The 24,865-nt window shown below is 46.9% G+C and carries 29 protein-coding genes and 1 tRNA gene; 25 read left to right on the top strand and 5 right to left on the bottom strand.

Features of this window, described 5'->3' with window-relative positions:
* Nucleotide 1 precedes the first annotated feature (1 nt).
* The 18 genes from HXT52_RS04870 to HXT52_RS04785 all read left to right on the top strand — a co-directional run bounded on the left by HXT52_RS04870 (nt 2) and on the right by HXT52_RS04785 (nt 10,703).
* Nucleotides 2-187: a type Z 30S ribosomal protein S14 gene (locus HXT52_RS04870; protein ID WP_003808046.1), complete on the top strand. Its 186-nt coding sequence runs from the start codon at nt 2-4 to the stop codon at nt 185-187.
* An 86-nt stretch (nt 188-273) separates the two neighbouring features.
* On the top strand, nt 274-672 hold the full coding sequence (gene rpsH, locus HXT52_RS04865; RefSeq protein ID WP_004105495.1) for a 30S ribosomal protein S8: 399 nt from the start codon (nt 274-276) through the stop codon (nt 670-672).
* Nucleotides 673-688: 16 nt separating this feature from the next.
* Nucleotides 689-1,228, top strand: a complete 540-nt coding sequence (rplF, locus tag HXT52_RS04860) for a 50S ribosomal protein L6 (protein WP_004135719.1) — start codon at nt 689-691, stop codon at nt 1,226-1,228.
* A gap of 1 nt (nt 1,229) precedes the next feature.
* Nucleotides 1,230-1,601 carry a 50S ribosomal protein L18 gene (rplR, locus tag HXT52_RS04855; protein WP_004135717.1) on the top strand — a complete coding sequence of 124 codons (372 nt, stop codon included), beginning with the start codon at nt 1,230-1,232 and terminating at the stop codon, nt 1,599-1,601.
* On the top strand, nt 1,598-2,326 hold the full coding sequence (gene rpsE, locus HXT52_RS04850) for a 30S ribosomal protein S5 (protein ID WP_004134284.1): 729 nt from the start codon (nt 1,598-1,600) through the stop codon (nt 2,324-2,326). Before rplR ends, rpsE begins: the two co-directional genes overlap by 4 nt.
* Nucleotides 2,326-2,508, top strand: coding sequence for a 50S ribosomal protein L30 (gene rpmD / locus HXT52_RS04845; RefSeq protein WP_004105491.1), 183 nt, complete (start codon nt 2,326-2,328; stop codon nt 2,506-2,508). The genes rpsE and rpmD overlap by 1 nt, the downstream gene beginning before the upstream one ends.
* A gap of 2 nt (nt 2,509-2,510) precedes the next feature.
* Nucleotides 2,511-2,966: a 50S ribosomal protein L15 gene (gene rplO, locus HXT52_RS04840; RefSeq protein WP_004129030.1), complete on the top strand. Its 456-nt coding sequence runs from the start codon at nt 2,511-2,513 to the stop codon at nt 2,964-2,966.
* Nucleotides 2,967-3,161: 195 nt separating this feature from the next.
* The gene (gene secY / locus HXT52_RS04835) at nt 3,162-4,502 is read left to right on the top strand and encodes a preprotein translocase subunit SecY (protein ID WP_421775838.1); all 1,341 of its coding nucleotides are present in this window, start codon (nt 3,162-3,164) and stop codon (nt 4,500-4,502) included.
* Nucleotides 4,503-4,536: 34 nt separating this feature from the next.
* Nucleotides 4,537-5,097 (top strand): adenylate kinase, encoded by a 561-nt coding sequence (locus tag HXT52_RS04830; RefSeq protein WP_004129023.1) that lies wholly within the window; start codon nt 4,537-4,539, stop codon nt 5,095-5,097.
* A 168-nt stretch (nt 5,098-5,265) separates the two neighbouring features.
* Nucleotides 5,266-5,484: a translation initiation factor IF-1 gene (infA, locus tag HXT52_RS04825; protein ID WP_004129021.1), complete on the top strand. Its 219-nt coding sequence runs from the start codon at nt 5,266-5,268 to the stop codon at nt 5,482-5,484.
* A 21-nt stretch (nt 5,485-5,505) separates the two neighbouring features.
* Nucleotides 5,506-5,619: a 50S ribosomal protein L36 gene (rpmJ, locus tag HXT52_RS04820; protein ID WP_003842636.1), complete on the top strand. Its 114-nt coding sequence runs from the start codon at nt 5,506-5,508 to the stop codon at nt 5,617-5,619.
* Between the two features lie 137 nt (nt 5,620-5,756).
* Nucleotides 5,757-6,134 (top strand): 30S ribosomal protein S13, encoded by a 378-nt coding sequence (rpsM, locus tag HXT52_RS04815; protein ID WP_004105472.1) that lies wholly within the window; start codon nt 5,757-5,759, stop codon nt 6,132-6,134.
* 83 nt (nt 6,135-6,217) lie between these two features.
* The gene (gene rpsK / locus HXT52_RS04810; protein WP_004105468.1) at nt 6,218-6,616 is read left to right on the top strand and encodes a 30S ribosomal protein S11; all 399 of its coding nucleotides are present in this window, start codon (nt 6,218-6,220) and stop codon (nt 6,614-6,616) included.
* A 79-nt stretch (nt 6,617-6,695) separates the two neighbouring features.
* Nucleotides 6,696-7,691, top strand: coding sequence for a DNA-directed RNA polymerase subunit alpha (locus tag HXT52_RS04805; RefSeq protein ID WP_004134296.1), 996 nt, complete (start codon nt 6,696-6,698; stop codon nt 7,689-7,691).
* Between the two features lie 85 nt (nt 7,692-7,776).
* Nucleotides 7,777-8,211 carry a 50S ribosomal protein L17 gene (gene rplQ / locus HXT52_RS04800; RefSeq protein WP_004129014.1) on the top strand — a complete coding sequence of 145 codons (435 nt, stop codon included), beginning with the start codon at nt 7,777-7,779 and terminating at the stop codon, nt 8,209-8,211.
* A 129-nt stretch (nt 8,212-8,340) separates the two neighbouring features.
* The gene (locus HXT52_RS04795) at nt 8,341-9,582 is read left to right on the top strand and encodes an Mbeg1-like protein (protein WP_410314561.1); all 1,242 of its coding nucleotides are present in this window, start codon (nt 8,341-8,343) and stop codon (nt 9,580-9,582) included.
* 27 nt (nt 9,583-9,609) lie between these two features.
* Nucleotides 9,610-10,527: a tRNA pseudouridine synthase A gene (locus HXT52_RS04790; RefSeq protein ID WP_421775837.1), complete on the top strand. Its 918-nt coding sequence runs from the start codon at nt 9,610-9,612 to the stop codon at nt 10,525-10,527.
* Nucleotides 10,528-10,617: 90 nt separating this feature from the next.
* A tRNA-Ser gene (locus HXT52_RS04785) sits at nt 10,618-10,703 on the top strand.
* Nucleotides 10,704-10,903: 200 nt separating this feature from the next.
* On the opposite strand, the gene HXT52_RS04780 is transcribed toward HXT52_RS04785, so the two are convergent.
* Together HXT52_RS04780 and HXT52_RS04775 are read right to left on the bottom strand one after the other, a co-directional pair.
* Entirely contained in the window at nt 10,904-11,344 is a 441-nt protein-coding gene (locus tag HXT52_RS04780) for a hypothetical protein (RefSeq protein WP_421775836.1), read from the bottom strand.
* A gap of 36 nt (nt 11,345-11,380) precedes the next feature.
* Nucleotides 11,381-12,451: a hypothetical protein gene (locus tag HXT52_RS04775; RefSeq protein WP_421775835.1), complete on the bottom strand. Its 1,071-nt coding sequence runs from the start codon at nt 12,449-12,451 to the stop codon at nt 11,381-11,383.
* Between the two features lie 172 nt (nt 12,452-12,623).
* Between HXT52_RS04775 and nusA the strand changes: the two genes are divergently transcribed.
* The 5 genes from nusA (at nt 12,624) to ribF (ending at nt 19,760) form a co-directional block, all read left to right on the top strand.
* Nucleotides 12,624-13,661, top strand: a complete 1,038-nt coding sequence (gene nusA / locus HXT52_RS04770; protein ID WP_019260726.1) for a transcription termination factor NusA — start codon at nt 12,624-12,626, stop codon at nt 13,659-13,661.
* A 212-nt stretch (nt 13,662-13,873) separates the two neighbouring features.
* On the top strand, nt 13,874-16,759 hold the full coding sequence (gene infB, locus HXT52_RS04765) for a translation initiation factor IF-2 (protein WP_421775834.1): 2,886 nt from the start codon (nt 13,874-13,876) through the stop codon (nt 16,757-16,759).
* A 1-nt stretch (nt 16,760) separates the two neighbouring features.
* Nucleotides 16,761-17,285 (top strand): 30S ribosome-binding factor RbfA, encoded by a 525-nt coding sequence (rbfA, locus tag HXT52_RS04760; protein WP_004129000.1) that lies wholly within the window; start codon nt 16,761-16,763, stop codon nt 17,283-17,285.
* A 23-nt stretch (nt 17,286-17,308) separates the two neighbouring features.
* Nucleotides 17,309-18,445, top strand: coding sequence for a tRNA pseudouridine synthase B (locus HXT52_RS04755; protein WP_421775833.1), 1,137 nt, complete (start codon nt 17,309-17,311; stop codon nt 18,443-18,445).
* A 70-nt stretch (nt 18,446-18,515) separates the two neighbouring features.
* The gene (gene ribF / locus HXT52_RS04750) at nt 18,516-19,760 is read left to right on the top strand and encodes a bifunctional riboflavin kinase/FMN adenylyltransferase (RefSeq protein WP_421775832.1); all 1,245 of its coding nucleotides are present in this window, start codon (nt 18,516-18,518) and stop codon (nt 19,758-19,760) included.
* 25 nt (nt 19,761-19,785) lie between these two features.
* Here ribF and radA read toward each other — a convergent pair whose 3' ends face one another.
* A complete protein-coding gene (gene radA, locus HXT52_RS04745) occupies nt 19,786-21,291 on the bottom strand; it encodes a DNA repair protein RadA (protein ID WP_410314570.1) in 1,506 nt (501 codons plus the stop codon).
* Between the two features lie 117 nt (nt 21,292-21,408).
* Between radA and HXT52_RS04740 the strand changes: the two genes are divergently transcribed.
* Together HXT52_RS04740 and HXT52_RS04735 are read left to right on the top strand one after the other, a co-directional pair.
* Nucleotides 21,409-22,011, top strand: a complete 603-nt coding sequence (locus HXT52_RS04740) for a hypothetical protein (RefSeq protein ID WP_374043018.1) — start codon at nt 21,409-21,411, stop codon at nt 22,009-22,011.
* Between the two features lie 104 nt (nt 22,012-22,115).
* On the top strand, nt 22,116-22,205 hold the full coding sequence (locus HXT52_RS04735) for a 30S ribosomal protein bS22 (protein ID WP_004268639.1): 90 nt from the start codon (nt 22,116-22,118) through the stop codon (nt 22,203-22,205).
* A gap of 555 nt (nt 22,206-22,760) precedes the next feature.
* Here the strand turns inward: HXT52_RS04735 and rpiA are convergent.
* Nucleotides 22,761-23,459: a ribose-5-phosphate isomerase RpiA gene (rpiA, locus tag HXT52_RS04730; protein ID WP_004105437.1), complete on the bottom strand. Its 699-nt coding sequence runs from the start codon at nt 23,457-23,459 to the stop codon at nt 22,761-22,763.
* Nucleotides 23,460-23,794: 335 nt separating this feature from the next.
* A complete protein-coding gene (locus HXT52_RS04725) occupies nt 23,795-24,832 on the bottom strand; it encodes a ribonuclease H family protein (RefSeq protein ID WP_410314572.1) in 1,038 nt (345 codons plus the stop codon).
* Between the last annotated feature and the right edge of the window lie 33 nt (nt 24,833-24,865).

Raw genomic sequence — 24,865 nt, 5'->3', positions numbered from 1 at the left:
AATGGCAAAAACCGCTCTGAAAAACAAGGCGGCCGCTAAGCCGAAGTTCAAGGTACGCGCTTATACGCGTTGCCAGGTTTGTGGTCGTCCTCACTCCGTGTATCGCAAGTTCGGTCTGTGCCGCATCTGCCTTCGTGAGAAGGCTCATCGCGGTGAGTTGCCGGGTGTTACGAAGTCCAGTTGGTAAATATCGACGCTGAAGGTCCACTGCCTAAAGACAAAGGTCTTATATAGAGGCGGTGGAAACCACGGCGAGAAAGGGCGTTAGCCCACATGACAATGACAGATCCAATCGCAGACATGTTGACACGTCTGCGTAACGCGAGCGCGGCAAAGCACGATACCGTGGAAATGCCGTACTCCAAGTTCAAGGCGAATATCGCCGAGATCCTTAAGCACGAAGGCTACATTAAGGACTTCGCTGCTAAGGAAGCTAAGGTTGGACAGACGTTGGAAATTACGTTGAAGTATGGCTCCAATGGCCAGCGTTCTATCCAGGGCATCAAGCGCATTTCTAAGCCAGGCTTGCGTCGTTACGCTAAGTCTGATGCTTTGCCAATGCCTCTTGGTGGTCTCGGTATCGCTATTATCTCGACCAGCTCGGGATTGTTGACTCAGAAGGAATGCCTCGACCGAGGCATTGGCGGCGAAATTGTCGCCTACGTATGGTGAGAAAGGAGAGCTGAAGATGGCATCGCATATTGGTAAGCTCCCCGTCGACATTCCTCAAGGCGTGGAAGTAAAGATTGAAGGTCAGTCCTTCAGCGTCAAGGGCGCTAAGGGTTCTGACTCCTATGTAATTCCAGAGGGTATTACCGCGGAAGTTGCTGAGAATCAGATTGTTTTGACTCCAGCTGACGATTTGCGTCCAACTCGTGCAAAGCACGGCTTGGCTCGCGCAATTGTTGCTTCCATGGTTAAGGGTGTGCACGAAGGCTACACCAAGACTTTGGATATTGTTGGTACCGGTTATCGTGCAGTAATGAAGGGCAAGGGCATTGAGTTCTCGCTCGGTTATTCTCACACTATTACCGTTCAACCACCGGCAGGTATTGAGTTCGAGTTGCCAAATCCTAACCAGGTAATCGTTAAGGGAACCGATAAGCAGGCTGTTGGCCAGGTTGCTGCTAACATCCGCAAGCTTCGTGCTCCAGAACCTTACAAGGGTAAGGGTATTAAGTACACCGATGAACGTATCCTGCGCAAGGCTGGAAAGGCTGGTAAGTGATATGAGCGTTAAGATTTTCGGTAAGGGTACCAAAGTCGCACGTTTGCGTCGTCACGCCCGTCTTCGTAAGCGCATTGCTGGCACATCTGAACGTCCTCGTTTAGTTGTTTCTCGTTCTAACCGTCACATGGTTGCTCAGATTGTGGACGATACCAAGGGTATTACTTTGGTAAGCGCTTCCACTTTGACAGCTGACTTCGCTGGTTTCACCGGTACGAAGACTGAAGCTGCAACCAAGGTTGGCGAATTAGTAGCGGCTAAGGCGAAGGAAGCGGGCATCACCGCTGTAGTCTTCGACCGTGGCGGTAACAAATATCATGGTCGCGTCGCAGCAGTAGCTGAAGGCGCCCGTCAGGGAGGTCTAGCACTGTGAGCGACAACGAAAAGGAAACCCAAGTGGCTGAAGAAACTCAGAACACTCAGGCATCCGCTGAGGAACGCAACGATGATCGTCGTTCTCGCCGCAATAAGGGCGAGGGTAAGCGCGGCGAGCGTCGTAACCGTCGTGAAGAAAACCGCGGCGAAGAGCTTCTGGATCGCGTAGTTACTATTAACCGTGTTTCCAAGACCCACAAGGGTGGTCGTACCTTCAGCTTTGCAGCACTTGTTGTTGTGGGCGACGGTAAGGGCACTGTTGGTGTTGGTTACGGCAAGTCTCGTGAAGTTCCAGCAGCTATCGCTAAGGGTCAGCTTGACGCTAAGAAGCATATGTTCACTGTCCCACGTATTCGTGGTACCGTCACTCATCCAGTGCTCGGTCACGATGCTGCTGGTACCGTGTTGCTTCGTCCAGCTGCTCCAGGTACTGGTGTAATCGCTGGTGGTGCTGTGCGTGCTGTTATGGAGTGCGCTGGCATTACAGATATCCTCACCAAGTCCATGGGTTCTGCGACCGCTGTAAACGTGGTGCGCGCTACTGTGGACGCTTTGAAGAAGCTCGAAGAGCCAGAAGAGATTTCTGCTCGTCGTGGTCTTTCTCTTGAGGAAGTTGCTCCTGATGCTTTGCTCCGTGAGCGCGCTGCCGGCATTGCCGAAGCTCGCAAGGCTCGCGAAGAAGCTCAGGCCGCCAAGGCAGCTGAAGCAAAGGATGGTGAGTGATGTCTAATTTGAAGATCACTCTGGTGCACGGTTTGGTTCATACCACTGAGCGCCAGCGCGCGAATGTTCATACGCTCGGCCTTCATAAGATTGGTCACAGCGTAGTTCGTGAAGACACCCCCGTCAATCGTGGCTTGGTCATGGCCGTGCGCCACCTGGTGAGCGTCGAGGAGGTCGACTGATTATGGCTAACGAAGAACCAATGCTGCATATGCACACATTGCGTCCAGCTCCAGGAGCTAAGAAGGATCGCATCCGCGTAGGCCGTGGTGAAGGCTCCAAGGGTAAGACCTCGGGTCGTGGTGACAAGGGCACAAAGAAGCGTTATCAGGTTCGTCCTGGCTTCGAAGGTGGCCAGCTTCCACTTTACATGCGCTTGCCTAAGTTGCGTGGATTCAAGAGTCCTTTCAAGAAGGAGTTCCAGGTCGTTAACGTTGCAGCTCTCGCTGAACTCTTCCCAAAGGGTGGCGAAGTTACTGTAGCTGACCTTATTGCAAAGGGCGCCGTGCGCGATGGTTACCCAGTTAAGGTTTTGGGCGATGGTGAATTGACTGTTGCTTTGAACTTGAAGGGTATGAAGGCTTCTGCTTCTGCTAAGGCAAAGGTTGAAGCTCAAGGCGGCTCCATCAGCGAAGAGTAGTTAGAACTACTTTAAGCTTGATGCAGTTATAAAGCTGTAGATAGTCCCTCTAGCATTGTCTAGGGGGACTATTTTTATCGACAAAACTCACCAATAATCTGTTTCAGTATGCACCGTGAGTTACACTATTGCCTCAGAGTTTGTTTTTTGCACTGTTGCGCCTAGGAGTGCGCGAAAAAAGGGAGGAAGACCCAGGTGAAAACGTTAATCCAGGCCTTCAGGACGAAGGAGTTGAGGAATAAGATCCTCTTCGTCTTCGCTATGATTATCATCTACCGTATCGGTTCGTTTATTCCGATTCCAGGTGTTGACTATAAAGTAATTAGTGATTGCACAACTAAGCTGGCTTCGTCAAAAGAGAACTTTATTGGGTTGGTCAACTTGTTCTCCGGCGGCTCGCTGCTGCAGCTTTCCATCTTTGCTTTGGGTGTAATGCCTTACATTACAGCTTCCATTGTGATTCAGCTTCTCCGCGTTGTTATTCCTCGCTTCGAAGCGTTGCATAAGGAAGGTCAGTCTGGCGAGACAAAGCTTACGCAGTACACTCGTTACTTAACTATTGGTTTGGCTGTTTTGCAGTCAACAACAATTTTGGTAACTGCTCGTTCAGGCGCTTTGTTTAATTATCAGTGCGGTCAGGTTATTCCAGATGGTGGCTTCTGGAGCTTGGTTGTAATGGTTTTGATTATGACCGGCGGCACTGGTTTGATTATGTGGATGGCAGAGCTTATTACAGATAAGGGCATCGGCCAAGGTATGTCCGTCTTAATCTTTATGTCTATTTGCTCCGGCTTCTTGCCAAAGCTTTGGGATATTGGTTGGGGTACTAACGGTTCTAATGGTGATTGGACTAAGTTCTCCATCGTTGGTGGCGTGCTTCTTGTAATTCTTGTTTTCGTTGACTTCGTGGAACTTGCGCAGCGTCGTATTCCTGTGCAGTACACTCGTCGCATGATTGGCCGCAAGATGTACGGCGGATCTTCCACTTATTTGCCGTTGAAGATTAATATGAGCGGTGTTATTCCACCAATCTTTGCTTCTTCTATTCTTGCTGTTCCTACTCTTATTGCTCAGTTCGGAGATAAGAGCAAGCCTTGGGTACAGTGGATTGAGAACAATCTGGCAAATTCCACGTCCGCTTGGTATATTGCCCTATACACTGTGATGATTGTGTTCTTCTGCTTCTTCTACACCGAGATTACTTTTAATACGGATGAAACTGCAGATAACATGAAAGAGTATGGCGGATTTATTCCTGGAATCCGTGCCGGTAGCGCAACTAGCAACTACTTGAGCTATGTTATGAACAGGCTTAACACTGTCGGCGCTATTTATTTGCTTTTCGTTGCTTTGATTCCTACCGTTTTGATTATGGCTTTGCACTTGAATACAAAGTTGCCATTCGGCGGTACAACAATTCTGATTATTGCTGGCGTAGGTTTGGATACTTTGCGTCAGGCAAAGGCTCAGACTGAACAGTTCCAGTATGCTGGTTTCTTGTTCAATCACGAAAATCAAAAGCAAGTATCTAAGTAAATAAAATAATTTGTGAAGAATCAAGGAGATGAATATGCGATTGCTGATTATGGGTCCTCAGGGCGTTGGCAAGGGCACTCAGGCTGCTTTGTTAAGCGAGCATTACAATATTCCAGCAATTTCTACTGGTGATATTTTCCGCTATAACTTAAAAAATCAGACTGAGCTTGGCAAGCAAGTGCAGGTTTATCTTGACAAGGGCGAGTTGGTTCCAGATGAGCTGACAAACAGCATTGTTAAGGATCGTCTTGCACAAGATGATGCTAAGAATGGCTGGATTCTCGACGGTTATCCTCGCAACGCTTCCCAGGTTCAGGCTTTGGATTTAATGTTGGAAGAACTTTCAACTCCGCTCGACCACGTTGTGGCTTTAGAGGCTGAGCGTGAGGTTTTGCTCGAGCGCATGCAGAAGCGCGCAGTAGAGCAGGGTCGTTCTGACGATACTCCAGAAGTTATTGCTAAGCGTTTGGAAACATACGAAAAAGAAACTGCTCCGCTTCTTGATATTTACGATAGCCGCGGTCAGTTAGTTGAAGTTGATGGTGTTGGTGATATTAAAGAAATTAATAATCGCATCATTGAATCGCTAAACTAATAGCAGTAGGACAATAATACTAGACTGATTTATTACAGTCAGGTTTGTGTGAGAAATGCGCCCCATGCGACACGCCGAGTGTTGTATAGGGCGCATTTACTGTAATATAGAAGATTGGCGTGTCTTCGGATGCGCGAAGTAGTATGCCCAAGGATCGGAACGAGGCTCATGGCAAAAGACGGTGTGATTGAAGTCGAAGGCAAGGTAGTCGAAGCACTGCCGAATGCGATGTTTCGCGTTCAGCTCGAGAATGAGCACATCGTTCTAGCTACGATTTCCGGAAAAATGCGCAAGAATTATATCCGCATTCTTCCGCAGGATCGTGTAGTGCTGGAGATGAGTCCATACGATCTGAACCGTGGACGTATTACGTACCGTTATAAGTAAAGGTACAAGCAAAGGAAAACCATGAAGGTCAGCCCTAGCGTGAAGAGGATCTGCGAAAACTGCCGCGTGATCCGCCGTCACGGCCGCGTCATGGTGATCTGCATTAACCCACGTCATAAGCAGCGTCAGGGCTGAGCAGATTTCCATCGCGGAATACAAAGAATAAGGCGCTAAGTCACAGCAGAAGCTGAACCCTGGGTGCGCAGGCCCAGGCCGCATCTAATAATGCGGAAGACTTGGTGCACGACCTGCGTAACAGTAAAGGAATTACAATGGCACGTCTTGCCGGAGTAGATATTCCCAATGAGAAGCGCATTGAGATTGCCCTCACCTACATTTTTGGTGTTGGCCGCACTCGCGCTAAGGAAACGCTTGCCGCGACCGGTGTGAATCCGGACACTCGCGTCAAGGATCTTACGGATGAACAGCTGATCACCTTGCGTGATTATCTCGAGGCTAACTACAAGATCGAGGGCGATTTGCGTCGTGAAATTGACGCAGACATCCGTCGTAAGATTCAGATCAACTGCTATCAAGGCCAGCGTCATCGCAAGGGTCTTCCTGTGCGTGGTCAGCGTACCAAGACTAATGCTCGTACCCGTAAGGGCCCGAAGCGTACTGTCGCCGGGAAGAAGAAGGCCACCCGATAGTAGTCGGTGGTCGGCTCTAGGCCACGGATACATTTCCATCGTCTAGACATACCAACTCATTCGTCATTAGGAAACGAGGGTCAATGGCAGCTGCAAAGCAAGCCTCGCGCAAGCCGCGTCGCCGGGACCGCAAGTCGGTGCCGGTTGGGCAGGCGCATATTAAATCAACATTCAATAACACGATTATCTCCATCACCGATCCATCCGGTGCAGTCCTTTCCTGGGCTTCCGGTGGTGACGTCGGCTTTAAGGGTTCCCGTAAGTCGACTCCTTACGCTGCAGGTATGGCTGCTGAGTCTGCCGCTCGTAAGGCAATGGAGCATGGCCTTAAGAAGGTCGACGTGTTTGTTAAGGGTCCAGGTTCCGGTCGTGAAACCGCTATCCGTTCCCTCCAGTCCGCGGGTCTCGAAGTTGGTTCTATTACCGACGTTACCCCGCAAGCGCATAACGGCGTACGTCCACCAAAGCGTCGCCGCGTCTGAGCACTCTTACGAATCCATCCATCCAACCCGCTTATGGGCGGCGAGTGCACCACCGACCAGAAGCTGAAAGGATACCAAAGTGCTTATCGCACAGCGTCCGACACTTACCGAGGAATCACTGAATCCCCAGCGTTCTCGCTTTACTATTGAGCCGTTGGAACCAGGTTTTGGCTACACTCTCGGCAATTCGCTGCGTCGTACCTTGTTGAGCTCCATTCCAGGTGCTGCCGTTACTTCGGTACGCATTTCCGGAGCTTTGCATGAGTTTACGACTCTGCCAGGTGTTGAAGAAGATGTCACTGAAATTCTGCTGAACATCAAGGGCATCGTGCTCACTAGTGAGTACGACGAGCCTGTAGTGATGTATCTGCGCAAGAATGGTAAAGGTGAAGCAACCGCTGGAGACATTACTCCTCCGGCTGGCGTTACTATTGCCAACCCTGAATTGCATATTGCTACACTTGCTGAAGATGGTGAACTTGAGATTGAGTTTACTGTTGAACGCGGTCGCGGCTACGTACCAGCTCAGATGAACAAGCAGGAGAACAGCGAAATCGGCCGCATTCCTGTGGATTCGATCTACTCGCCAGTTTTGAAGGTGAGCTATAAGGTCGAAGCTACCCGCGTGGAACAGCGCACGGACTTCGATAAGCTCATCCTGGATGTGGAAACCAAGCCAGCTATTACACCGCGCGATGCTGTTGCGTCCGCAGGTTCAACCTTGGTTGAGCTTTTCGGCCTTTGCCGTGAGCTTAATCTTGAAGCTGAAGGTGTTGAAGTTGGTCCAGCGCCAATGCGTGAGGAATCTGATTCCCAGCTGGCTATACCGATTGAAGAAATGAATCTTACCCAGCGCAGCTACAACTGCTTGAAGCGTGAGGGTATTCATACAGTCGGCGAATTGGTAGTTCACACTGAGCAGGATTTGCTCGATATTCGTAATTTCGGCATGAAATCCATCGATGAGGTCAAAGAGAAGTTGCAGTCCATGGGTCTGTCTTTGAAGGCTTCGCCGATTGGCTTCGACGCCAATAATCTCGAAGGTGGCACTTTCTTCTCGCCTGAAGACGAGTAGAATTCACCTGCAATCGTCGTAAAATTCGGATGTTCGGGTTGATGCCCACCTGAGTTTTCGGCAATTGCGACAATAAGGAGTAATAATGCCTACACCGAAACAAGGCCCTCGTCTGGCTTCTAGCCCGGCTCATGAGCGCCTGATGCTGGCCAACATGGCGACCAGCCTCTTCCAGCACGGTCGTATTGTGACGACGTTGCCAAAGGCAAAGCGTCTTCGTCCGCTTGCTGAGCGTTTGATTTCATTCGCTAAGCGTGGCGATTTGCATTCGCGTCGTCGCGTGTTGCGCGTGATTCGCAACAAGTCCGTGGTTCACGTTCTTTTCACTCAGATTGCTGAGCAGATGAAGCAGCGTGAAGGCGGCTACACCCGCATCGTGAAGATTGCTCCACGTCGTGGCGATACCGCTCCTCAGGCAATTATTGAGCTTGTAACTGAGCCAGTAAGCCCAAAGAAGGCTGTTGTGAAGGAAGCTGAAGCAGCTACTAAGGTAGCAGCTAAAGAAGAAGCTGCCGAGTAGTCAGCATTTCAGCTTTACGCATCGGTAAAGTAAATCTTAAAGTTAAGCGTAAATTCGCTTCTTGAAAGAATTGCTAAAACGAGTCGAGGATTTCCTCGGCTCGTTTTTTATTTGTATTATTATTGAATTATGTCGAATGTTATTGATTTGTTGCGCAACGATTTCTCTACCTTCGCTCAGCGCAAGTTTAATGCCGTAGATGCGCTGATTTTGTGCGAGCTATCTTATATAAATATGCCAACGTACGTGCCAAAATATTGCGATAATCCAAAGAATATTTCTACTGTATCTATTAACGAATTGCTTAGAATAGAAGAATATTCGTCAATGTTTGCTTCTGGGTCTCCTAAAGTAGATAAATTCCGTAGGAAGCTGCTTCTTGCTGTCGCTTCCAGCCCTAGGTATAGGGGAATTCGCGTAGGGGAGTATCTTGAGAGGTTTGATGAATCAAATATTGACGAATCATTAGAGCAGCAGTTTGCTGGAGTTACTTTTGATCTTAGCAATTGCGAGGGGATTGATAATCCTCATACTCTTGTTGTTGCGTATCGCGGCACTGACAGTACGCTTGTTGGGTGGAAAGAAGATTTCAACATGGCTTTCCGCTGCCCAGTGCCAGCGCAAGAATCTGCTGCTGAATATTTGACTTCTGTAGCGCAAAGATATAGCAAACGTTATTCTAATAAAAACTTCTTTAATAAAATTTTTGCGAACAAACTTTTTGCCCGCTTTTCAAAATCTTCCGTAGATGCGCAAAATAATCCAAATATTATTGTTGTCGGTCATTCAAAAGGTGGGAACATGGCTGCTTATGCGGCTATGCGCTTAGATGCTACAAGTCAAAAACTAGGTGATCTTGTATCAAAAATTTATTCTATGGACGGACCTGGTTTTGCGTCTGATGTAGTGGATACAAGCGTTTTTGCGAATGTTTCAAGTCGTATTGAAAAAGTAGTTCCGCAGTCTGCCTTTATTGGATTGATTATGGATACGGGAGTGCCGTATAAGGTTACATTTGCCGATTCGATTGGATTAATGCAACATTTTGGCATGTATTGGCAGATTAAAAATGGTGATTTTGACTACTGTGATTGCGTAACTCCGCGCGCTCTGGCCGTTTCTAAGGCTGCAAACGAGTGGATGATGAATCTGCCATTTGAGGAGCGAAAGCGCAGAATTGACAGCGTTTACAGCATTTTTAGCAGTTTGGGATACCCAACTTTTGATGAAATGTCTTCTCATTGGTCGGAGGTTGTTCCTAAATTATTGAAGATTGCAATGCATATGGATTCAAAAACTTATGAGCTTATTCGTAGTGTTATGAGTGCTTTTGCGCTTGCGGGCGGCAGCTCTTCGGATAAGAAAAGCTAGTGTAAAGTCTGTTTGGAAAGGTTTTGAATGCGACTTCGCTTAGATTTAGCTTACGATGGTGGCGGATTTTACGGTTGGGCTAAGCAGCCTACTTTGCGAACTGTGCAGGGTGAAATTGAGGGGGCTTTGCATACAGTATTGCGTGTGCCAGAAGGGGATGCTGCTGAGCCGCTGCGCCTTACTGTGGCTGGACGTACGGATACGGGCGTGCATGCGTCGCATCAGGTTTGTCATCTTGATGTTTGTGAAGAAACTTTGCTGCGGTGCGTAGGGCATACTGGATTGGACGGTGTTTGCGCGCTCGAGTACCGGCTTAAGCATGTTTTGTCGCAAGATATTTCGTTGCATAAGGTTAGTGTTGCTCCCATTGGTTTTGATGCGCGCTTTTCTGCGTTGGAGCGCACGTATGTGTATCGTATTTGCGACGCTTCTGATTATTGTGATTACGATCCTCGTATGCGTGGTTTTGTTTTGAAACTTGATGATGTTTTGGATGTTGATGCAATGAACCAGGCTGCTGGGCTTATGATTGGCCTTCACGATTTTGGATCTTTTGCTCGCCCTAATCCTGGTGGCACTACTATTCGCGATGTAAAGAGTGCTTGTTGGGAACGTGTGGGAACGCGTGCTAATGACGTGCGCGTTAAGCTTAAAACTGGCTGCGTGCCGACTGTTGAGCAGGGTTTGCTTGAGTTTACTATTGTTGCTGATGCTTTTGCTCACAATATGGTGCGTTCGCTTGTGCAAGCTTGCGTGCAGATTGGTCGTGGTAAGCGCACGCTTGATTGGTTTGTTGAGAAGATTAATACGCCGCTTCGAGAAGGTTCTACTGGTCCTATTGCGCCGCAAGGTTTGACTTTAGAATATGTGGCGTATCCGCCGGATAATGAGCTTGCAGAGCGTGCGGAAAAGATTCGCGCTCGCCGTGATTCTGCTGAGTTATAGTGTTTCAACTCGCCATAAATTTATATTCGCGCCATGGTTTACAATTGAAAAGTTGCGTTTGTGCGCGATTTTGTTGCGCGAATCGTAAGTGGATGAATGTCCGAGCGGTCTAAGGAGCACGCCTCGAAAGCGTGTGAGGGTAAAATCCTCCGCGAGTTCGAATCTCGCTTCATCCGCGAATTAACCAAGCCTAAAGCATGTAAATTACTTTAGGCTTTTTTATTTGCCGAGCTTTCTCAAAACTGAAAGTGCAGTGCACTTTCAGTGAAAGCGAGGTCTGCCTTCGTCTCGATTGACGAGGGAAGGGCAGGCTAGTGTGTTAGCGTAGTGTGTTAGGTTTGTGTTGCTGCATTTTTAGATTATAACGACATTTAGTTTAATAAACTTTATTTTCATTTGCTTGTGATTCTTTTTCTAATACGGAACTAATCCAATCTAAGTCGTCCATAGTAGATATCTGCAATTCATTGGTATATCTACGAAGATATAGCCATCGTCCAATTACATCCCAAATAAAAATACTTCTTGGACAAGTATTTTTTTCATCAAAATTAGGGGTTTTTCTCTTTCTAACTAATTTAACGTATTTTTGCAATGATTTAGATTCTTCCATATCTACAACAACAGATGCAGTGGAATTTGCATTTACTACAGCATATTCACAAACTGATTCCTCATGTTCAAGAAGTATATATGATAACAAAAGTAAAATCATATACGAAGCAATAAAAACAGTAATATATTTACGAATACGTTTTTTAGCTTGCTCTGATAAGCGATTAGATAGTGTATGTTTAAAATAATGTAGTAACGACATTAGTTATACCTCTATTGGAGACCATACCAAATTATACTATTTCAAAACCAAATTTGTATCTGTTGGGTAGCCTAGAGCGTAGGCGCGCAATAATCTGGAAGTAATCAGCTTTATTACAGCATCTTTAAAATCCTTATGCGCTTGAACAGCAGAGTATTCGTAGCTTGTTTCGTTGCGATTGTTTTTTGACGCGCTTTTAGTTTTATTTTCTTCAATAACTATTATTTGATTAAAAGCAGTAAGTTCAGTTCGTGCGCAATCCATATAAGCTATGGCTGCAATCGGCAAATCTTTTCCGCTTGCCTTATCTTGCGCTTTTCCACTTTCAAGAGCGTCGGATGGAATCTCATATATTTTTTTGCGCAAATCATCGCCTTTTCCGGATGCGTTCATAAAAGTTTGAGCATTTGTTGATGCCATATCGCTATATTCCAACGGCAGTCCTGGAACTTTTTTTGCGGCCAAAGTTTGTAGTATAAACGCTAGCTGATCTTCTGCAGCTGCTGCGCTGGCCAAAGGGTGATGTGTCCATTGAAAATTGTTGTAATGCTTTACTGTTTTTGTAAATTGTATATAAGCGTTACGCTCTAGTTGATGAGTTATTGAAGATTCTGGGTTTTCTTGGTTTTCTGCGCTTGCAGTATTCTCTTGGTTTTCTGCGCTTTCGTAAGCATTTTCCTCATCGCTTGTGCCAGCAATCTCTTCGGCGATTTTTGACTTATTGTTTCCAGATTCTTTAGATAATATTTCCCATTTTGCTTTAGCGCTATAAACAATACTTTCGCTTAATCTTCCTGGGCATTGTTGTGCTACAGTTTCCCATTCTTTTGCGTAAGATTCCAAGTCTGAAGTAGATACATTATTTACGTTATTTTCAATAAATTGTTGATTTTTTTGCGCTAAACGGTAGGCTTTTGCGCAAATATTTTCGCCAGAATTAGATTTTACAGTATGATCTACGTGAATGTTTTGCAATGTGCCGCAAGATGCTAGAGTAAAAACTAGCATAGGCGTCAATAAAGCACAAACGAAAATCTTAAGCGCAATTTTTATGCTGCGCTTTGCGTTAGTACGCACGGCTTTTAACAAAACATAAAGTGTCTGCATAATCTACTAAAATAGCCACTGACTGTGACCAATATCGACTGTATCAATTCAGTAAGGTGTTGGCTTGTCTGCGACTTAAAGCAAATCTGATTATAAATGCTATATCAGAAGGCAAAACGGTTGCAAAAATAATAATCATAAATGAATGCGTTATAACGAGAGGACGTGCGCGATGGAATTGGATTTGGCGGGAATGCATCAGCTTGCGGCACAGCAGGGGATTAATGCCGAGGAGCTGGACGAGGCGCTCGCCGAGGCCTTGCGTCTTGCGTATATGAAAACCGCTCATCCTGCAAAGCATGTGCGAGTTGAACTGGATGAACGTGCAGGTTCGTTCACTGTGTGGGCTAGGGATGAAATTCCTGGTAAGCCTACTGAAGATAACCCGTATCCGGCTCCAACGCTGGGAGAAGAGTACGACGATACTCCTCGCGATTTTGGTCGTCTTGCTGCGGCAACAGCCCGCCAAGTTATTAGCCAAATCTTCCGTAAGGCTGAAGATGATCGCGTATTTGGTGCTTTTTCTGGTCAGAAAGGCAAGCTGATTAACGGAATTATTCAGCAGGATGCCAAAGATACTACTAATATTCACGTTGCTGTCGGGGATGTTGAAGCGATTTTGCCTCGCCGTGAGCAGGTTCCAGGTGAACGTTACCGCCATGGTGAGCGTATTCGCGTATATGTTGTAAATGTTGCGCGTGGTCTTCGCGGACCAGAAATTGTGGTTTCTAGGTCGCATCCTGAGCTTGTTCGTCGTCTTTTTGAGCGTGAGGTTCCAGAGCTTGTTTCTGGCGCTGTTTCGATTATGGCGATTGCTCGAGAGGCTGGAGCTCGCACAAAGATTGCTGTACGCGCTAACTCTGAGGGCGTTAATCCAAAGGGAGCTTTGATTGGTCCTGGCGGTTCTAGGGTGCGTGCGGTAATGGAAAATTTGGGTCAAGAAAAGATTGATATTGTCGATTGGTCGGATGACCCAGCGAAGTTTGTTGCCGCCGCGCTTTCTCCAGCAACTGTTACGCAGGTGCAGGTAGTTAGCGAAAAAAGTCAGACTGCTGTTGCGTTTATTCATGATGCTCAGCTTTCTCTTGCTATTGGCAAGGAAGGTCAGAATGCTCGTTTGGCTGCGAAGCTGACTGGTTGGAAGATTGGCATTGAGTCTCAAGAAGAGCATGATAAGAAAGTTGCTGCAGCTCAAGGTCAAAACGCATAATCTTTAGTAGTGGCGACACTCGCACCAATCCAACGTTTCGAGTATGCTGAAAGCTGGAATCTGGGCGAAAAAGCAGTAGCATCGTCCTGTACAAGACGAGGTACAAGATCATGGTCGCACGATGATATATCGCACGATAATAAATAATAAGCTCGCAATAATGTAAAGTGGCCGCGTGTGCTAGCGCTGCCACAGACAGAGGAGAACACTGAGTGGTTAAAAAGCGCGTGTATGAACTGGCCAAAGAATTTGGTGTAGACAGTAAAACCGTGTTGGAGCGTTTGAAGGGCATGGGCGAATTTGTTAAGTCCGCTTCTTCAACAGTTGAGGCTCCAGTAGTGCGTCGTTTGCAGGCGGCGCTGGCAGCTGAAGGAAATCAAGCAGGTAACAAGTCAGGTAGCAAGCCTGCTAAGGCTGCTGCAAATCCTGCTGCAACTACAGCTTCAAAGCAAGCTGCAAATCAGTCTGCAAATCAGTCTGCAAAACCTTCTGGTGCTGCAAAACCTTCTGCGCCAAAAGCTAAGTCTCAGGCTGAATCTCAAAAACGCGCTGCAGGCAATCAAAATTCGGAGCAATCCGAACGTTCTGCAGCTTCTAAGGCCTCACCAAAGTCTGAAGCAAATCACTCTCGCGCAAATCATAATCCTCGTCCATCTTCTTCTGGCGAATCAAAGAATGCAGAGCGTCGTGGTGAAAACCGTGAGAATCGCGAGAATCATGCGCAGATGCCTCCTCGTCCGCGCCCACATCAGGGTGCTCAAGGAGCAGGTAATGCAACCCCTCGTCCTGGTAATAATCCGTTTAGTCGTAAGCAGGGCATGCATTCTCCTACCCCTGGAGATATTCCTCGTCCTCACCCGATGTCTCGTCCAGGCGCTAAAGATGGCCGCGGTGGCCGTCCAGGCCAGGGTGGAGCTGGTAACGCAAATGGTGCGCGCGGTGAACGTGGCGGAAATCGTTCTCGCGGCGCTCGCTCTAACCAAGGAGCTGGGCGTTCTCAGTGGTCAGGTCAGCGTCGCGGCGGCGCATCTAATGGCTCTGGCTCTTCAAATAGCAGGCCGTCTGCAGAATCGCGCTTTAATGCAAATCAAGCTGCAACTTTCCAGGCTGCGGCAGCTGGTGCTCCAAACGGTGGTCCATCTCGCGGCGGCGGTCGCGGTAGAGCAGGCGCTGCAGGTGCATTCGGCCGTCAGGGAGGCAAGTCTTCTAAGGCTCGCAAGAATCGCTTAGCTAAGCGTCGTGAATACGAAGAGCTTAAAGCACCAGTTATTGGTGGCGTGCGCATTCCTTCTGGTAACGGCGCTACTATTCGTTTGCGTCAGGGTGCAACTCTTTCTGACTTGGCAGAAAAAATTGATGTCAATCCAGCAGCTTTGGTAACTGTGCTCTTCCACTTGGGAGAAATGGCAACAGCTACACAGTCCTTGGATGAGTCGACATTCCAAATTTTGGGTGAAGAAATCGGCTGGAATATCAATATTGTTTCTGCTGAAGAAGAAGATAAAGAGCTTTTGCAGCAATTCGATATTGATTTGGACGAAGAAGAGTTGCAGGAAGATGACGATTTGCAATCTCGTCCACCTGTTGTTACCGTTATGGGTCACGTTGATCACGGTAAAACTCGTTTGCTTGACACTATCCGTAAGTCGAATGTTATCGATCGCGAAGCTGGCGGTATTACGCAGCGAATCGGCGCTTATCAGGTAACTGTAAATCTTGAGGGTAAGCCTCGTAAGATTACATTCCTCGATACACCAGGTCACGAAGCGTTTACTGCTATGCGTGCTCGTGGTGCTGAGCTTACAGACGTTGCTATTCTTGTTGTTGCAGCAGACGACGGTGTTATGCCTCAGACTGTTGAAGCTATTAACCACGCTCAAGCGGCTCACGTGCCAATTGTTGTGGCTGTGAACAAGATTGATGTTGAAGGTGCTAACCCAGACAAGGTTCGCGGTCAGCTTACTGAGTACGGTTTGGTTGCTGAAGAGTATGGCGGCGACACCATGTTTGTGGATATTTCCGCAAAGCAGGGCACTAACGTCAATAAGCTTCTTGAAGCTGTTCTTCTTACTGCAGACGCTGAGCTTGATCCTAAAGCAAATCCAAATATGGACGCTCGCGGTGCAACTATTGAGGCTCGACTCGACAAGGGTCGTGGTGCTGTTGCTACTGTTTTGGTGCAGCAGGGTACTCTTCATGTTGGCGATTCTATTGTTGCAGGCACTTCTTACGGACGTGTTCGCGCTATGCTCGACGAAAACGGAAATCACCTGCAGGATGCAGCTCCTTCCACTCCTGTTCAGGTGCTTGGTTTGACTTCTGTTCCAACAGCAGGCGACCTGTTCTTGGTTACTTCGGACGACCGTTCTGCTCGTCAGATTGCGGAGAAGCGTGCAGCTACAGAGCGTGCAGCTCAGCTTGCTAAGCGCCGCAAGGTTGTGTCTCTTGAAAGCCTTAAGGAACAGTTCGCTAAGTCTGAAGTTGATATGCTGAACATTGTTATTAAGGGTGATTCCTCCGGTTCCGTGGAAGCTTTGGAAGATTCCTTGATGAAGATTGAGGTTTCTGAAGAAGTTGGAATTCAGGTTATTCACCGCGGTGTTGGTGCAATTACTCAGAACGATGTGAACTTGGCAACTGTTGACAAGGCTGTGATTATTGGCTTCAACGTGCGTCCAAACCGTCAGGTTGCTGATTTGGCAGATCGCGAAGGCGTGGAAGTTAAGTACTACTCTGTTATTTACAAGGCAATTGAAGATATTGAAGCTGCTTTGAAGGGTATGCTTAAGCCGGAATTCGAAGAAGTTGTTACTTCGCATTCCGAAATCCGCGAAATCTTCCGTTCTTCCAAGTTTGGCAATATTGCTGGTGTTATGGTTCAAGACGGCGAAGTCAAGCGCGGTACGAAGTGCCGTATTTTGCGCGACGGCGTTGCTACAGTCAACGACCTGGAAATCTCCAGCTTGCGTAGGTTTAAGGATGACGTGCAGTCCGTTAGCGAAGGTTATGAAGCTGGTATTAACCTTGGAAGCTTCAACGACATTGAGCTTGGCGACGTAATCGAAACCTTTGAAATGAAGCAGATTGAGCGCAAGTAATATGGCAGGAACAAATCCTAGAGCTGCACGTATTGCAGCGTTAATTCAGCGCGTGATCGCCTCTAATATGGAGTCGCAGTTGCACGATAAGCGTCTTGCTAGTGTAACTATTACGGAAGTTAGAGTTACTAACGATTTGCAAATTGCAAAAGTTTATTGGACTCAGCTTGGTCATGCTGGAAAAGAGCAGGGTGAGCGTCAGCGTGCAGCCCAGGCTTTGCAGCAGGCTCACGGACGTTTGCGCTCTTTGGTTGGTGCAAAAGCTGGCTTGCGTTTAACTCCGCAATTGCAGTTCGTTTACGACGAAGTGCCTACGGAAGCGCATGAAATTGAGGATATTTTGGTTGCTGCTCGTCATCGTGACGAAGAGTTAGCTAAAATGCGCGAAAACGCTAAGTATGCTGGCGAATCTGATCCGTATAAGAAGCCGCATGAAGATGATGAGTCTGACGACGATTTTGAAGATGACGACTTTGAAGATGACGAACCTGCAGAATCTTCAGAACCTTATGAATCTGCAGAATAGCACGAAAAAATCTTAATTTGCATATGACGCAATTCACACCATCTTCCGGCATTTTACTTGTAGACAAGCCGCAGGGAGTTACAAGTCACGATGTAGTTTCCTGCGCTCGTCACCTTTTGCGCACAAAACGTGTAGGTCACGCAGGAACGCTAGATCCTATGGCAACAGGTTTGCTAATCGTAGGTTTTGGTAACGCAACGCGCTTGCTTAACTACATGCTAGGTCACAACAAAACCTACGAGGCTGTAATTCGTTTGGGTGAGTCTACGACTACAGATGATGCAGACGGTGAGATTTTGCAACAAAACAATCTGCAATTAGGTCCGGGAGTTGTTACTAAAGCTGCAGACGATTTGCTTTTGAAGCTTCTTTTTGAAAGCGATTCTTGTAATAGTGAGCTTATAAACCAAGCTTTTGAGCGCATTAAGCAAGTTATTAAAGAAAACTTAACTGGCAAAATTATGCAAGCTCCAACCGCTTTTTCTGCAATTAAAATTAACGGTCAGCGAGCATACGATTTAGCTCGCGAAGGAAAAACTGTAGAAATTCCGTCTCGCGAAGTAACTATTAGCGATTTTTATGTTGCTAATCCTTGTATTTTGCGCGGCAAAAGCGGAAGAAAAGTATGCGATATTACTGCAACTGTTTCTTGCAGTAGTGGCACGTATATTCGTGCTTTAGCGCGCGATTTAGGCCGTCTTCTTGGCGTTGGCGGGCATCTTATTTCGCTTCGACGCACAAGCATCGGCAATTTTTCAGTAACAGATCCTCGCGTTCTTAAACTTCGCACGGAAACTCGCGAATTTACCGATAGGGAAGGTGTTCTACAAAAACGTTCAAAAGCTGTGCCGGAAAAAGATTTTGACGCCGATATTTGTCTTCCTAAAACCTGCTTAAACATGTTTGAAGCAGCCGAGCATACTTTACCAATACTACAAATTGACGAAACTCAAGCAAAAGACTTGCGTTTTGGGCGCTGGCTTAGTTTTGAATCAGAAGAAAATTCTCAACAATATCCTGCAATAGCCTACGTTAAATCCTCAAACAATGAGCAAAATGACGTTGTTGCTGTAGTTGAGCAAGCAAAAAATAGCAAAACTAATCAAATCAAACCAATTGTGGTATTTCCGGCAAGCCAGAAGACTGGTAAACTGTATTAAGGATTGAAAATAAGGAATTACGCAAGACGTATTGCGTGCGTAAAGCTTCAACGCGGATAGTAAGGATATCATGAAGGTCATCGACATTCGACCAGATGCCAACGGCATGATTAATTGGCCAACGCTAAGTGCAGAGCGTAAAGCAGTTGTTACAATTGGTGTGTTCGACGGTATGCACAAGGGGCATCGTGAGGTTGTTCGCCGCACTGTGGAACTTGCGCACCGTCACGGCGAGTTTTCTGTTGTTATTATGTTCGATCCGCGCCCAAGTGTAGTACATGCAAACCCTGATTTATACGACGATTTTGGAGATTTCAACACGGATCTTCCGGAAGATTCGGATGCGCTTACCAGCGTTCGTCAACGCTTGCGCGTGCTTTCTGAGCTAGATGTTGATCACGTTGTTATTGTGCGTTACAGCCTTGCTTTTGCTGCAAAATCGTACCGTTTCTTCTTAGGTCAGCTTGTAGGAAAGCTTGGTATGCGAGCTTTGGTTCTTGGTTCTGACGCTGCTCTTGGTGCTCGTAGGGCTGGGAATATTCAAGCGATTCGCGAATTATCTAAAGCAACGGGCGTTTTTGAGCTTATTGAGGTAGAAGATTTAGGTCCGGAGGATGTTCGCGTGCCAGATCCTATTGTGCGCGAAGTTCCTAAGGGTTCTGGAGAGCCGGAAGATCCTGCTGAAGGCATGAATAAGGCGGAATATCGCGCTTGGAGTAAGAGTATGCCGAATAAGAAGGTGCGTGCTTGGAGCTCTACGAATGTTCGCTGGATGCTTGCAACTGGGCGTGTTAAGGCGGCTCGCGAGATTTTGGATCAACCGCATCGCGTTGAAGGAACAGTGGTTCATGGAGATGAGCGCGGTCGTGAGATTGGTTTCCCAACAGTAAATCTTGGTGAAAAAATTGAAGGATATATTCCAGTTGATGGCGTATACGCTGGTTGGGTTGTTGATTTAGATTCAGATAATAAGAATGAAATGCGCCCAACAAAGAGCACTGTGCCGGATGTTAGCGTTTTGCGCCGAGATGAGCTTCATTTAGGCGTACATTCTCCATGGCGTTGGCCAGCTGCGATTTCAATCGGCACAAAGCCAACGTTTAATAAAGATGGTGAGGACGAAGCTGAGCGCACAGTTGAAGCTTACGGATTGTTCGACGATTGGAAGGATTTGTACGGACACCGCGTTTGCATTGAGTTTGCTAGCTTCTTGCGCCCACAGCAGGCTTTCGATTCTGTTGATGAGCTAAAAAATATGCTTAAAGCCAATGTTGAACAGGTGCGTGAAATTACCGACGCTGAGGCTGAAGACTAAGTTTACTTAACTTGTCTTACATCCTTTACAGCCCAAGCGATTGCAACGCATCTCGAACGTTGCTCACTTCAACAATCTGCAATCCTGGAATATTAATTTTCTTTCGAAGCGGGCACACAACAGCGCGCTTGTATCCTATTCTGGCCGCTTCGCGCAAGCGCGGCTCCATTCTAGGAACAGGACGCACTTGACCAGTTAAGCTTATTTCGCCAATTGCGCACGTTTTTTTAGCTACAGCTTTTCCGCTTGCGGCGCTTGCCAAAGCAGCAACAATTGCAACATCGCACGAAGGCTCTTTTGCAAGCGCGCCGGCAATCGTAGAAACATACAAATCTTTTGCAAGTAAATTAACTCTTCCATGACGATACAAAACAGCCGTAAGCATTGCAATACGGTTTGCATCAACCCCAGAAACTGCGCGACGAGGTGTTGGGAGTGCAGATTGCGTTACAAGCGCCTGTATTTCAATTGGCAGGCTTCGGTGTCCTTCTAGCGTAAAAGTGACGCAAGTTCCGTCGTTTGTGCCATCTTGCGCATTTTTACCTTGATTATCGTTTTCTGTAGAAGACAAAAACAGTCCGGAAGGATCTGGCACTTCCTCAATTCCCTCGCCACTCATATCGAAGCAGCCAACTTCGTCAGTTGGTCCAAAACGATTCTTAACAGCTCTAAGCATGCGCAAAGCCGTCTGCGAATCTCCCTCAAACTGGCAGACTGTATCAACTAAATGCTCAAGAGTGCGAGGGCCTGCAATAGAGCCGTCTTTAGTAACATGACCAACCAGCATAACTGGAATATTATTCGTTTTAGCAACATCAATAAGCGCGCTCGCAACTTCGCGCACCTGAGTTGAGCCGCCGGTAATGCCTTCAACGTCTCGAGCAACGATTGTTTGCGCAGAATCGACAATGGCAAGCGTTGGCCTGTGAGCTTCAATAAGATCAAGAACAGTGTCTAAGTCTCCGGTTGTTGCAAGAAGCAAGTAGTCGTTTACAGCGTTAATTCTAGATGCGCGTAACTTTACTTGAGCAGCTGACTCTTCGCCGGAAATGTATAAAACAGGAGGATTTCCATTTAATTTCGCCTGTTTTGCAATATTTGACGCAGCTTCTAAAAGAAGAGTTGATTTTCCGATTCCAGGCTCACCTGCAATAAGAGTTACTGAACCCGGCACAAGACCGCCGCCTAAAACGCGATCAAATTCGCCAAAGCCTGTGTGAATACGAAGTGCATCGTCGGCTTCAATTTCGCTCATCGGTTGAGCTGATATTGATGAGTTTATTGCGTTTGCAAAGTTTGCTGAGTTTACTGAGTTTGCTGACAAGTATCCTGCGTTTGCTACCGTATTTCTAGCATTTCCTGCGCGCGTCATCCTCGAGGCGCGAGTGGTTTTTGAAAGCCCACTAACGCGCGCTTCTTTAAACTCGTTTACTGTGCCCCATTCGCCACATTCCGGGCAGCGTCCATACCATTTTGACCCGCTCCATCCGCATTCGGAGCATAAATAGTGCAGGGGAGATTTACTAGCCATATTTAGACGCTATATGTCTTTAGCGACAATGACGCGCTGTGCTTTATAAAGCCTCAAAAAAGCAGCGTTACAGACTTACGCGTCATCGTGCTGTGAGATAATGCAAGTATGTCGGATATGAATGTTTCAAATGCTAATGGATCAACACATCACAAGTTATTAGTTGTAGTTACGTCTGCAGCAGTAGTGGTTATTTTAGCGTTTCTTTCAGCTTTCGTGTGGCCGGGTTGGGCGCTTAATCACGATAATTCTGCAAATAAAAATCATGTTGCTGTGCCAAAAACACCATCTATACCAGCTAAAGCTTTGCCGGTTTCTTCAACAGCTTTGTTGAAGTCTATGCCGGATAGTGTTCTTGATTTTGCGCGAGTTGACGCAATTCCTAGCGCAACTTGGACTGAATCGTCGCCTTTGGAAGAATATAGCGTAAAGTATTCAACAGGTCAGAGCGATGGTGAGGTTTCGTTAACTGTTGCGCAATGGTCGAATCGTGATTCTGCAAATAAGCAATACGAAGCATTGCTCGACGGTCTTAAGGGTTCGGACGTTGCAAGCGGTAAGATTCAAGTTGCTGGTAAAACGGTTGGCAGCTACGTGCTTCGTGTTGATGAGAATGATAAAACTCAGGCGAGCGCATTATGGCAAAACGACACTGCTGTTTTTGAGGTAACTGGTTCGAAGCAGTCTGTAGAGCGTTTTTACCACAGCTTCCCAATGTAAATTTCTTCAAAAAGCACTGTTCTTTGTGACGGTACTGTCCAAAGTCGTCAAAACGGTGTAACATTAGGCAAGTTGCACACTTTAGATAGGAATGGAGGCTTCAGATGGGTTCTGTCATCAAGAAGCGCCGCAAGCGGATGAGCAAGAAGAAGCACCGCAAACTGCTGCGTAAGACTCGTCACCAGCGCAAGTAATTATGCTTATGCGTTGATGCGTGTCTGAACGTTTAGGCACGTAAATACTTTTTATAAAGCGTCGGTTTTTCCCGGCGCTTTTTTATTTATTTATATATTTCGCGGATTGTCTTGCAAATATTCGTGTGGTGAGATTTGAGATTTTTCGCACTGAGAAGACGATAAAAATAGATAGTTGCACCTACCCGCAGCTTAATTGCGATACTTTAGTTGCAATTAGTAAACCACGCACTTTACGTAACTTTCTGCACGAGTCTATGAGTTTTGTGTTGACGGTTAGTGTGTTGAGAGGCTGGAAAAATTGTGTTCAGCAATAAAAGAGGACTGAGGAAGAAACATTGTTAAAAATAGGCGAACACGGCAAAATACTTTAACAGTTAAAGCGACGAAGGACGGGGCTTGCGCAAACACAAATTTTCCAGCCTCGTCAAGAACCGAAGAACAAGAATACCAGTCAAAACTCATAGACGAAACGCAAGAATATCGCAAATAAAAACTCACAGTAATAAAAAAGTAGAGCCCGCGTTTGCGGACTCTACTTTGCGCTTAGTTTCGTTACTTATTTGGGTTTGTAAGCGTGCGAGGGCCGTTAGGGTCGCCAACAATCACGGTGTCAACCATGTTCAAGAACAATCCGTGTTCTACGACGCCGACGGTTTCAATCAAATCTTTAGCCAACTCCTGTGGATGCTCAATGCGCTCCATGTGCAAATCAACCACGAAGTTGTTCTCGTCGGTGCGCACTTCCTTGCCGTCCGCATCAAGACGCAAAACTGGCTTATATCCGCGCTTTTCGAACTTACGAATCACCTGTGCGGAACCAAACGGAATCACCTCAACTGGAAGTGGGAACTTGCCAATTGTGTCAACTACCTTGCTTGCGTCCACAATCCACACAATGCGGTCTGAGTTAATGGCCACAATCTTTTCCCAAAGAAGTGCCGCGCCGCCGCCCTTAATGCCGTTGAAGTTCTTATCGACTTCGTCAGAGCCGTCGATTGTAACGTCAATGTGGTCTACTTCGTTAATGTCGAGAATTTTAATACCGTAGCCTTCTGCCTGCTCCTGCGTGCGGCGGGAAGTTGTGACTCCTGTGAAGCTCAAGCCTTCTTCTTTAACTCTGCGGCCAAGCTCATCTACCAAAAAGCGCACGGTGGAGCCGGTGCCGAGGCCAACCATCATGCCATTTTTCACAATCTTTGCGGCTTCAATGCCGGCTGCTTTTTTAAGCGCGTCTTGTTGTGCTTTATCCATTATTCCTGCTTTCTTATGTTTTGTTATTCCCGAGTTCGTCGATGAACTTCCATCGCATTTGCGGGAGAGGCGTTTTACGCTTTATGCTGTTGCGCTTTTATGCGTGCCTCATTTTCGTACATTTCCATATTAGTCTGCGTGCAGATTTTTTGAACTGAGCGAAGGACGCTCGCACGCTCCAAATGTGAGATAGATTCCTCGCGTTTGGAGCGCCAGATACACAGAAACCCTCCAAATGCGGGGAAAGTTGCGCGCGTTTGGAGCGTTATGCCAGTCCAAACCCTCCAAATGCGAGATAGATTCCTCGCGTTTGGAGCGCCACATTAAAAAATAACCTATGAAAGGTAGAAGGCGGTTGGAGCAAAGTGCAAAGTGCCGTCGGGTTCAACGTATCCGCTTACGTTAATTGTGCCGGAAATAAAACGCGCCTGGCCGTTAAAAGTTGGGCTTGTGTTTGGTGGAGGAGTAAACTGCAGAACGCCAGAAACGCTTAATCCTTTAACTGGCTGCGGCTTTATTTGCGCCTTGTTTTCGGGATTGTTTTCGGGCTTATTTTCGGGATTTACTTCTGACTTGTGCGCCTCGTTTGATTCGTTTATTTTGTGCGCCTCGTTTGTTTCACCTGCTTCGTTTGTTTCACCTGCTTCGTTTGATTTTTGCGTAGAATCTTGCATATTTTCGGCAATTTTAGACGCGTCTTGAGTTTTTGCTTCGTCGCAATCGTTGCTATTTTTTACGAAATCTGGGTTTGTGTCTTCTCCAACTGCGCGCCCAATATGGTATTCCTCGCAAGAAATCTTATTTTCCATTAGCGCTTTTGCGTCTTGCGGAACGTCAGTTCCACTTGCGTATGGTGAAGAAAGTAGCGACTTCCAGCCTTCTAAAGGCAAGTATCCGCTTTTCACGCCGCTTCGGCAATCTTCTGCGTATGTGCGCGCTAATGTATCAACTTTTTCGTTTCCAGCGTTTCCAGCATGCCCTTTAACCCACACGAATTTTACAGCACCTTCGCGCTTAGTAAGTTCTGCGTCGATTGCGCGAATCAAATCTGCGTTTTTTACAGGCTCGTTTTTGGAATTTTTCCAACCGTTCTTTTTCCATCCGTGAATCCACGTAGTTGAGCAGTTGATTGCGTATTGTGAATCAGTTTCGATTGTGAGCGGCTCGCTTCCTGGGTGTGCTCGCAAAGCTTCCAAAACAGCGCATAATTCGCCGATTTGATTCGTGCCATTAGTTGCGCCTCCAGCGTCCGCGTTACCAGTGTGATGGTGCTCGCTAGTGCTACCAGCCTCGAAGCTGTGATCTGCCCATGCCCAACCCATTGAACCATTCGGATTTCCTAATGCGGAACCGTCTGTAGAAACAACTATCATGGCAAACCTTTCAAAAATGCGCCGGCTGCAAAT

The sequence above is a fragment of the Gardnerella sp. KA00288 genome (assembly GCF_049244085.1).
Taxonomy (GTDB): Bacteria; Actinomycetota; Actinomycetes; order Actinomycetales; family Bifidobacteriaceae; genus Bifidobacterium; species Bifidobacterium greenwoodii.
This window is presented reverse-complemented; position numbering and strand designations above follow the sequence as displayed.

Bases quoted from the DNA above. Each gene is read 5' to 3' on its own strand.
- rbfA (WP_004129000.1), top strand. From the start codon at position 16,761: ATGGCAGGAACAAATCCTAGAGCTGCACGTATTGCAGCGTTAATTCAG.
- rpsK (WP_004105468.1), top strand. From the start codon at position 6,218: ATGGCAGCTGCAAAGCAAGCCTCGCGCAAGCCGCGTCGCCGGGACCGC.
- rplO (WP_004129030.1), top strand. From the start codon at position 2,511: ATGGCTAACGAAGAACCAATGCTGCATATGCACACATTGCGTCCAGCT.
- rpiA (WP_004105437.1), bottom strand. From the start codon at position 23,459: ATGGATAAAGCACAACAAGACGCGCTTAAAAAAGCAGCCGGCATTGAA.
- HXT52_RS04870 (WP_003808046.1), top strand. From the start codon at position 2: ATGGCAAAAACCGCTCTGAAAAACAAGGCGGCCGCTAAGCCGAAGTTC.
- HXT52_RS04790 (WP_421775837.1), top strand. From the start codon at position 9,610: ATGCGACTTCGCTTAGATTTAGCTTACGATGGTGGCGGATTTTACGGT.
- rplR (WP_004135717.1), top strand. From the start codon at position 1,230: ATGAGCGTTAAGATTTTCGGTAAGGGTACCAAAGTCGCACGTTTGCGT.
- infA (WP_004129021.1), top strand. From the start codon at position 5,266: ATGGCAAAAGACGGTGTGATTGAAGTCGAAGGCAAGGTAGTCGAAGCA.
- HXT52_RS04830 (WP_004129023.1), top strand. From the start codon at position 4,537: ATGCGATTGCTGATTATGGGTCCTCAGGGCGTTGGCAAGGGCACTCAG.
- ribF (WP_421775832.1), top strand. From the start codon at position 18,516: ATGAAGGTCATCGACATTCGACCAGATGCCAACGGCATGATTAATTGG.
- rpsH (WP_004105495.1), top strand. From the start codon at position 274: ATGACAATGACAGATCCAATCGCAGACATGTTGACACGTCTGCGTAAC.
- HXT52_RS04755 (WP_421775833.1), top strand. From the start codon at position 17,309: ATGACGCAATTCACACCATCTTCCGGCATTTTACTTGTAGACAAGCCG.
- rpsM (WP_004105472.1), top strand. From the start codon at position 5,757: ATGGCACGTCTTGCCGGAGTAGATATTCCCAATGAGAAGCGCATTGAG.
- HXT52_RS04740 (WP_374043018.1), top strand. From the start codon at position 21,409: ATGAATGTTTCAAATGCTAATGGATCAACACATCACAAGTTATTAGTT.
- HXT52_RS04735 (WP_004268639.1), top strand. From the start codon at position 22,116: ATGGGTTCTGTCATCAAGAAGCGCCGCAAGCGGATGAGCAAGAAGAAG.
- HXT52_RS04780 (WP_421775836.1), bottom strand. From the start codon at position 11,344: ATGTCGTTACTACATTATTTTAAACATACACTATCTAATCGCTTATCA.
- HXT52_RS04795 (WP_410314561.1), top strand. From the start codon at position 8,341: ATGTCGAATGTTATTGATTTGTTGCGCAACGATTTCTCTACCTTCGCT.
- radA (WP_410314570.1), bottom strand. From the start codon at position 21,291: ATGGCTAGTAAATCTCCCCTGCACTATTTATGCTCCGAATGCGGATGG.
- rpmJ (WP_003842636.1), top strand. From the start codon at position 5,506: ATGAAGGTCAGCCCTAGCGTGAAGAGGATCTGCGAAAACTGCCGCGTG.
- rplQ (WP_004129014.1), top strand. From the start codon at position 7,777: ATGCCTACACCGAAACAAGGCCCTCGTCTGGCTTCTAGCCCGGCTCAT.
- HXT52_RS04775 (WP_421775835.1), bottom strand. From the start codon at position 12,451: ATGCAGACACTTTATGTTTTGTTAAAAGCCGTGCGTACTAACGCAAAG.
- rpmD (WP_004105491.1), top strand. From the start codon at position 2,326: ATGTCTAATTTGAAGATCACTCTGGTGCACGGTTTGGTTCATACCACT.
- rplF (WP_004135719.1), top strand. From the start codon at position 689: ATGGCATCGCATATTGGTAAGCTCCCCGTCGACATTCCTCAAGGCGTG.
- HXT52_RS04725 (WP_410314572.1), bottom strand. From the start codon at position 24,832: ATGATAGTTGTTTCTACAGACGGTTCCGCATTAGGAAATCCGAATGGT.
- nusA (WP_019260726.1), top strand. From the start codon at position 12,624: ATGGAATTGGATTTGGCGGGAATGCATCAGCTTGCGGCACAGCAGGGG.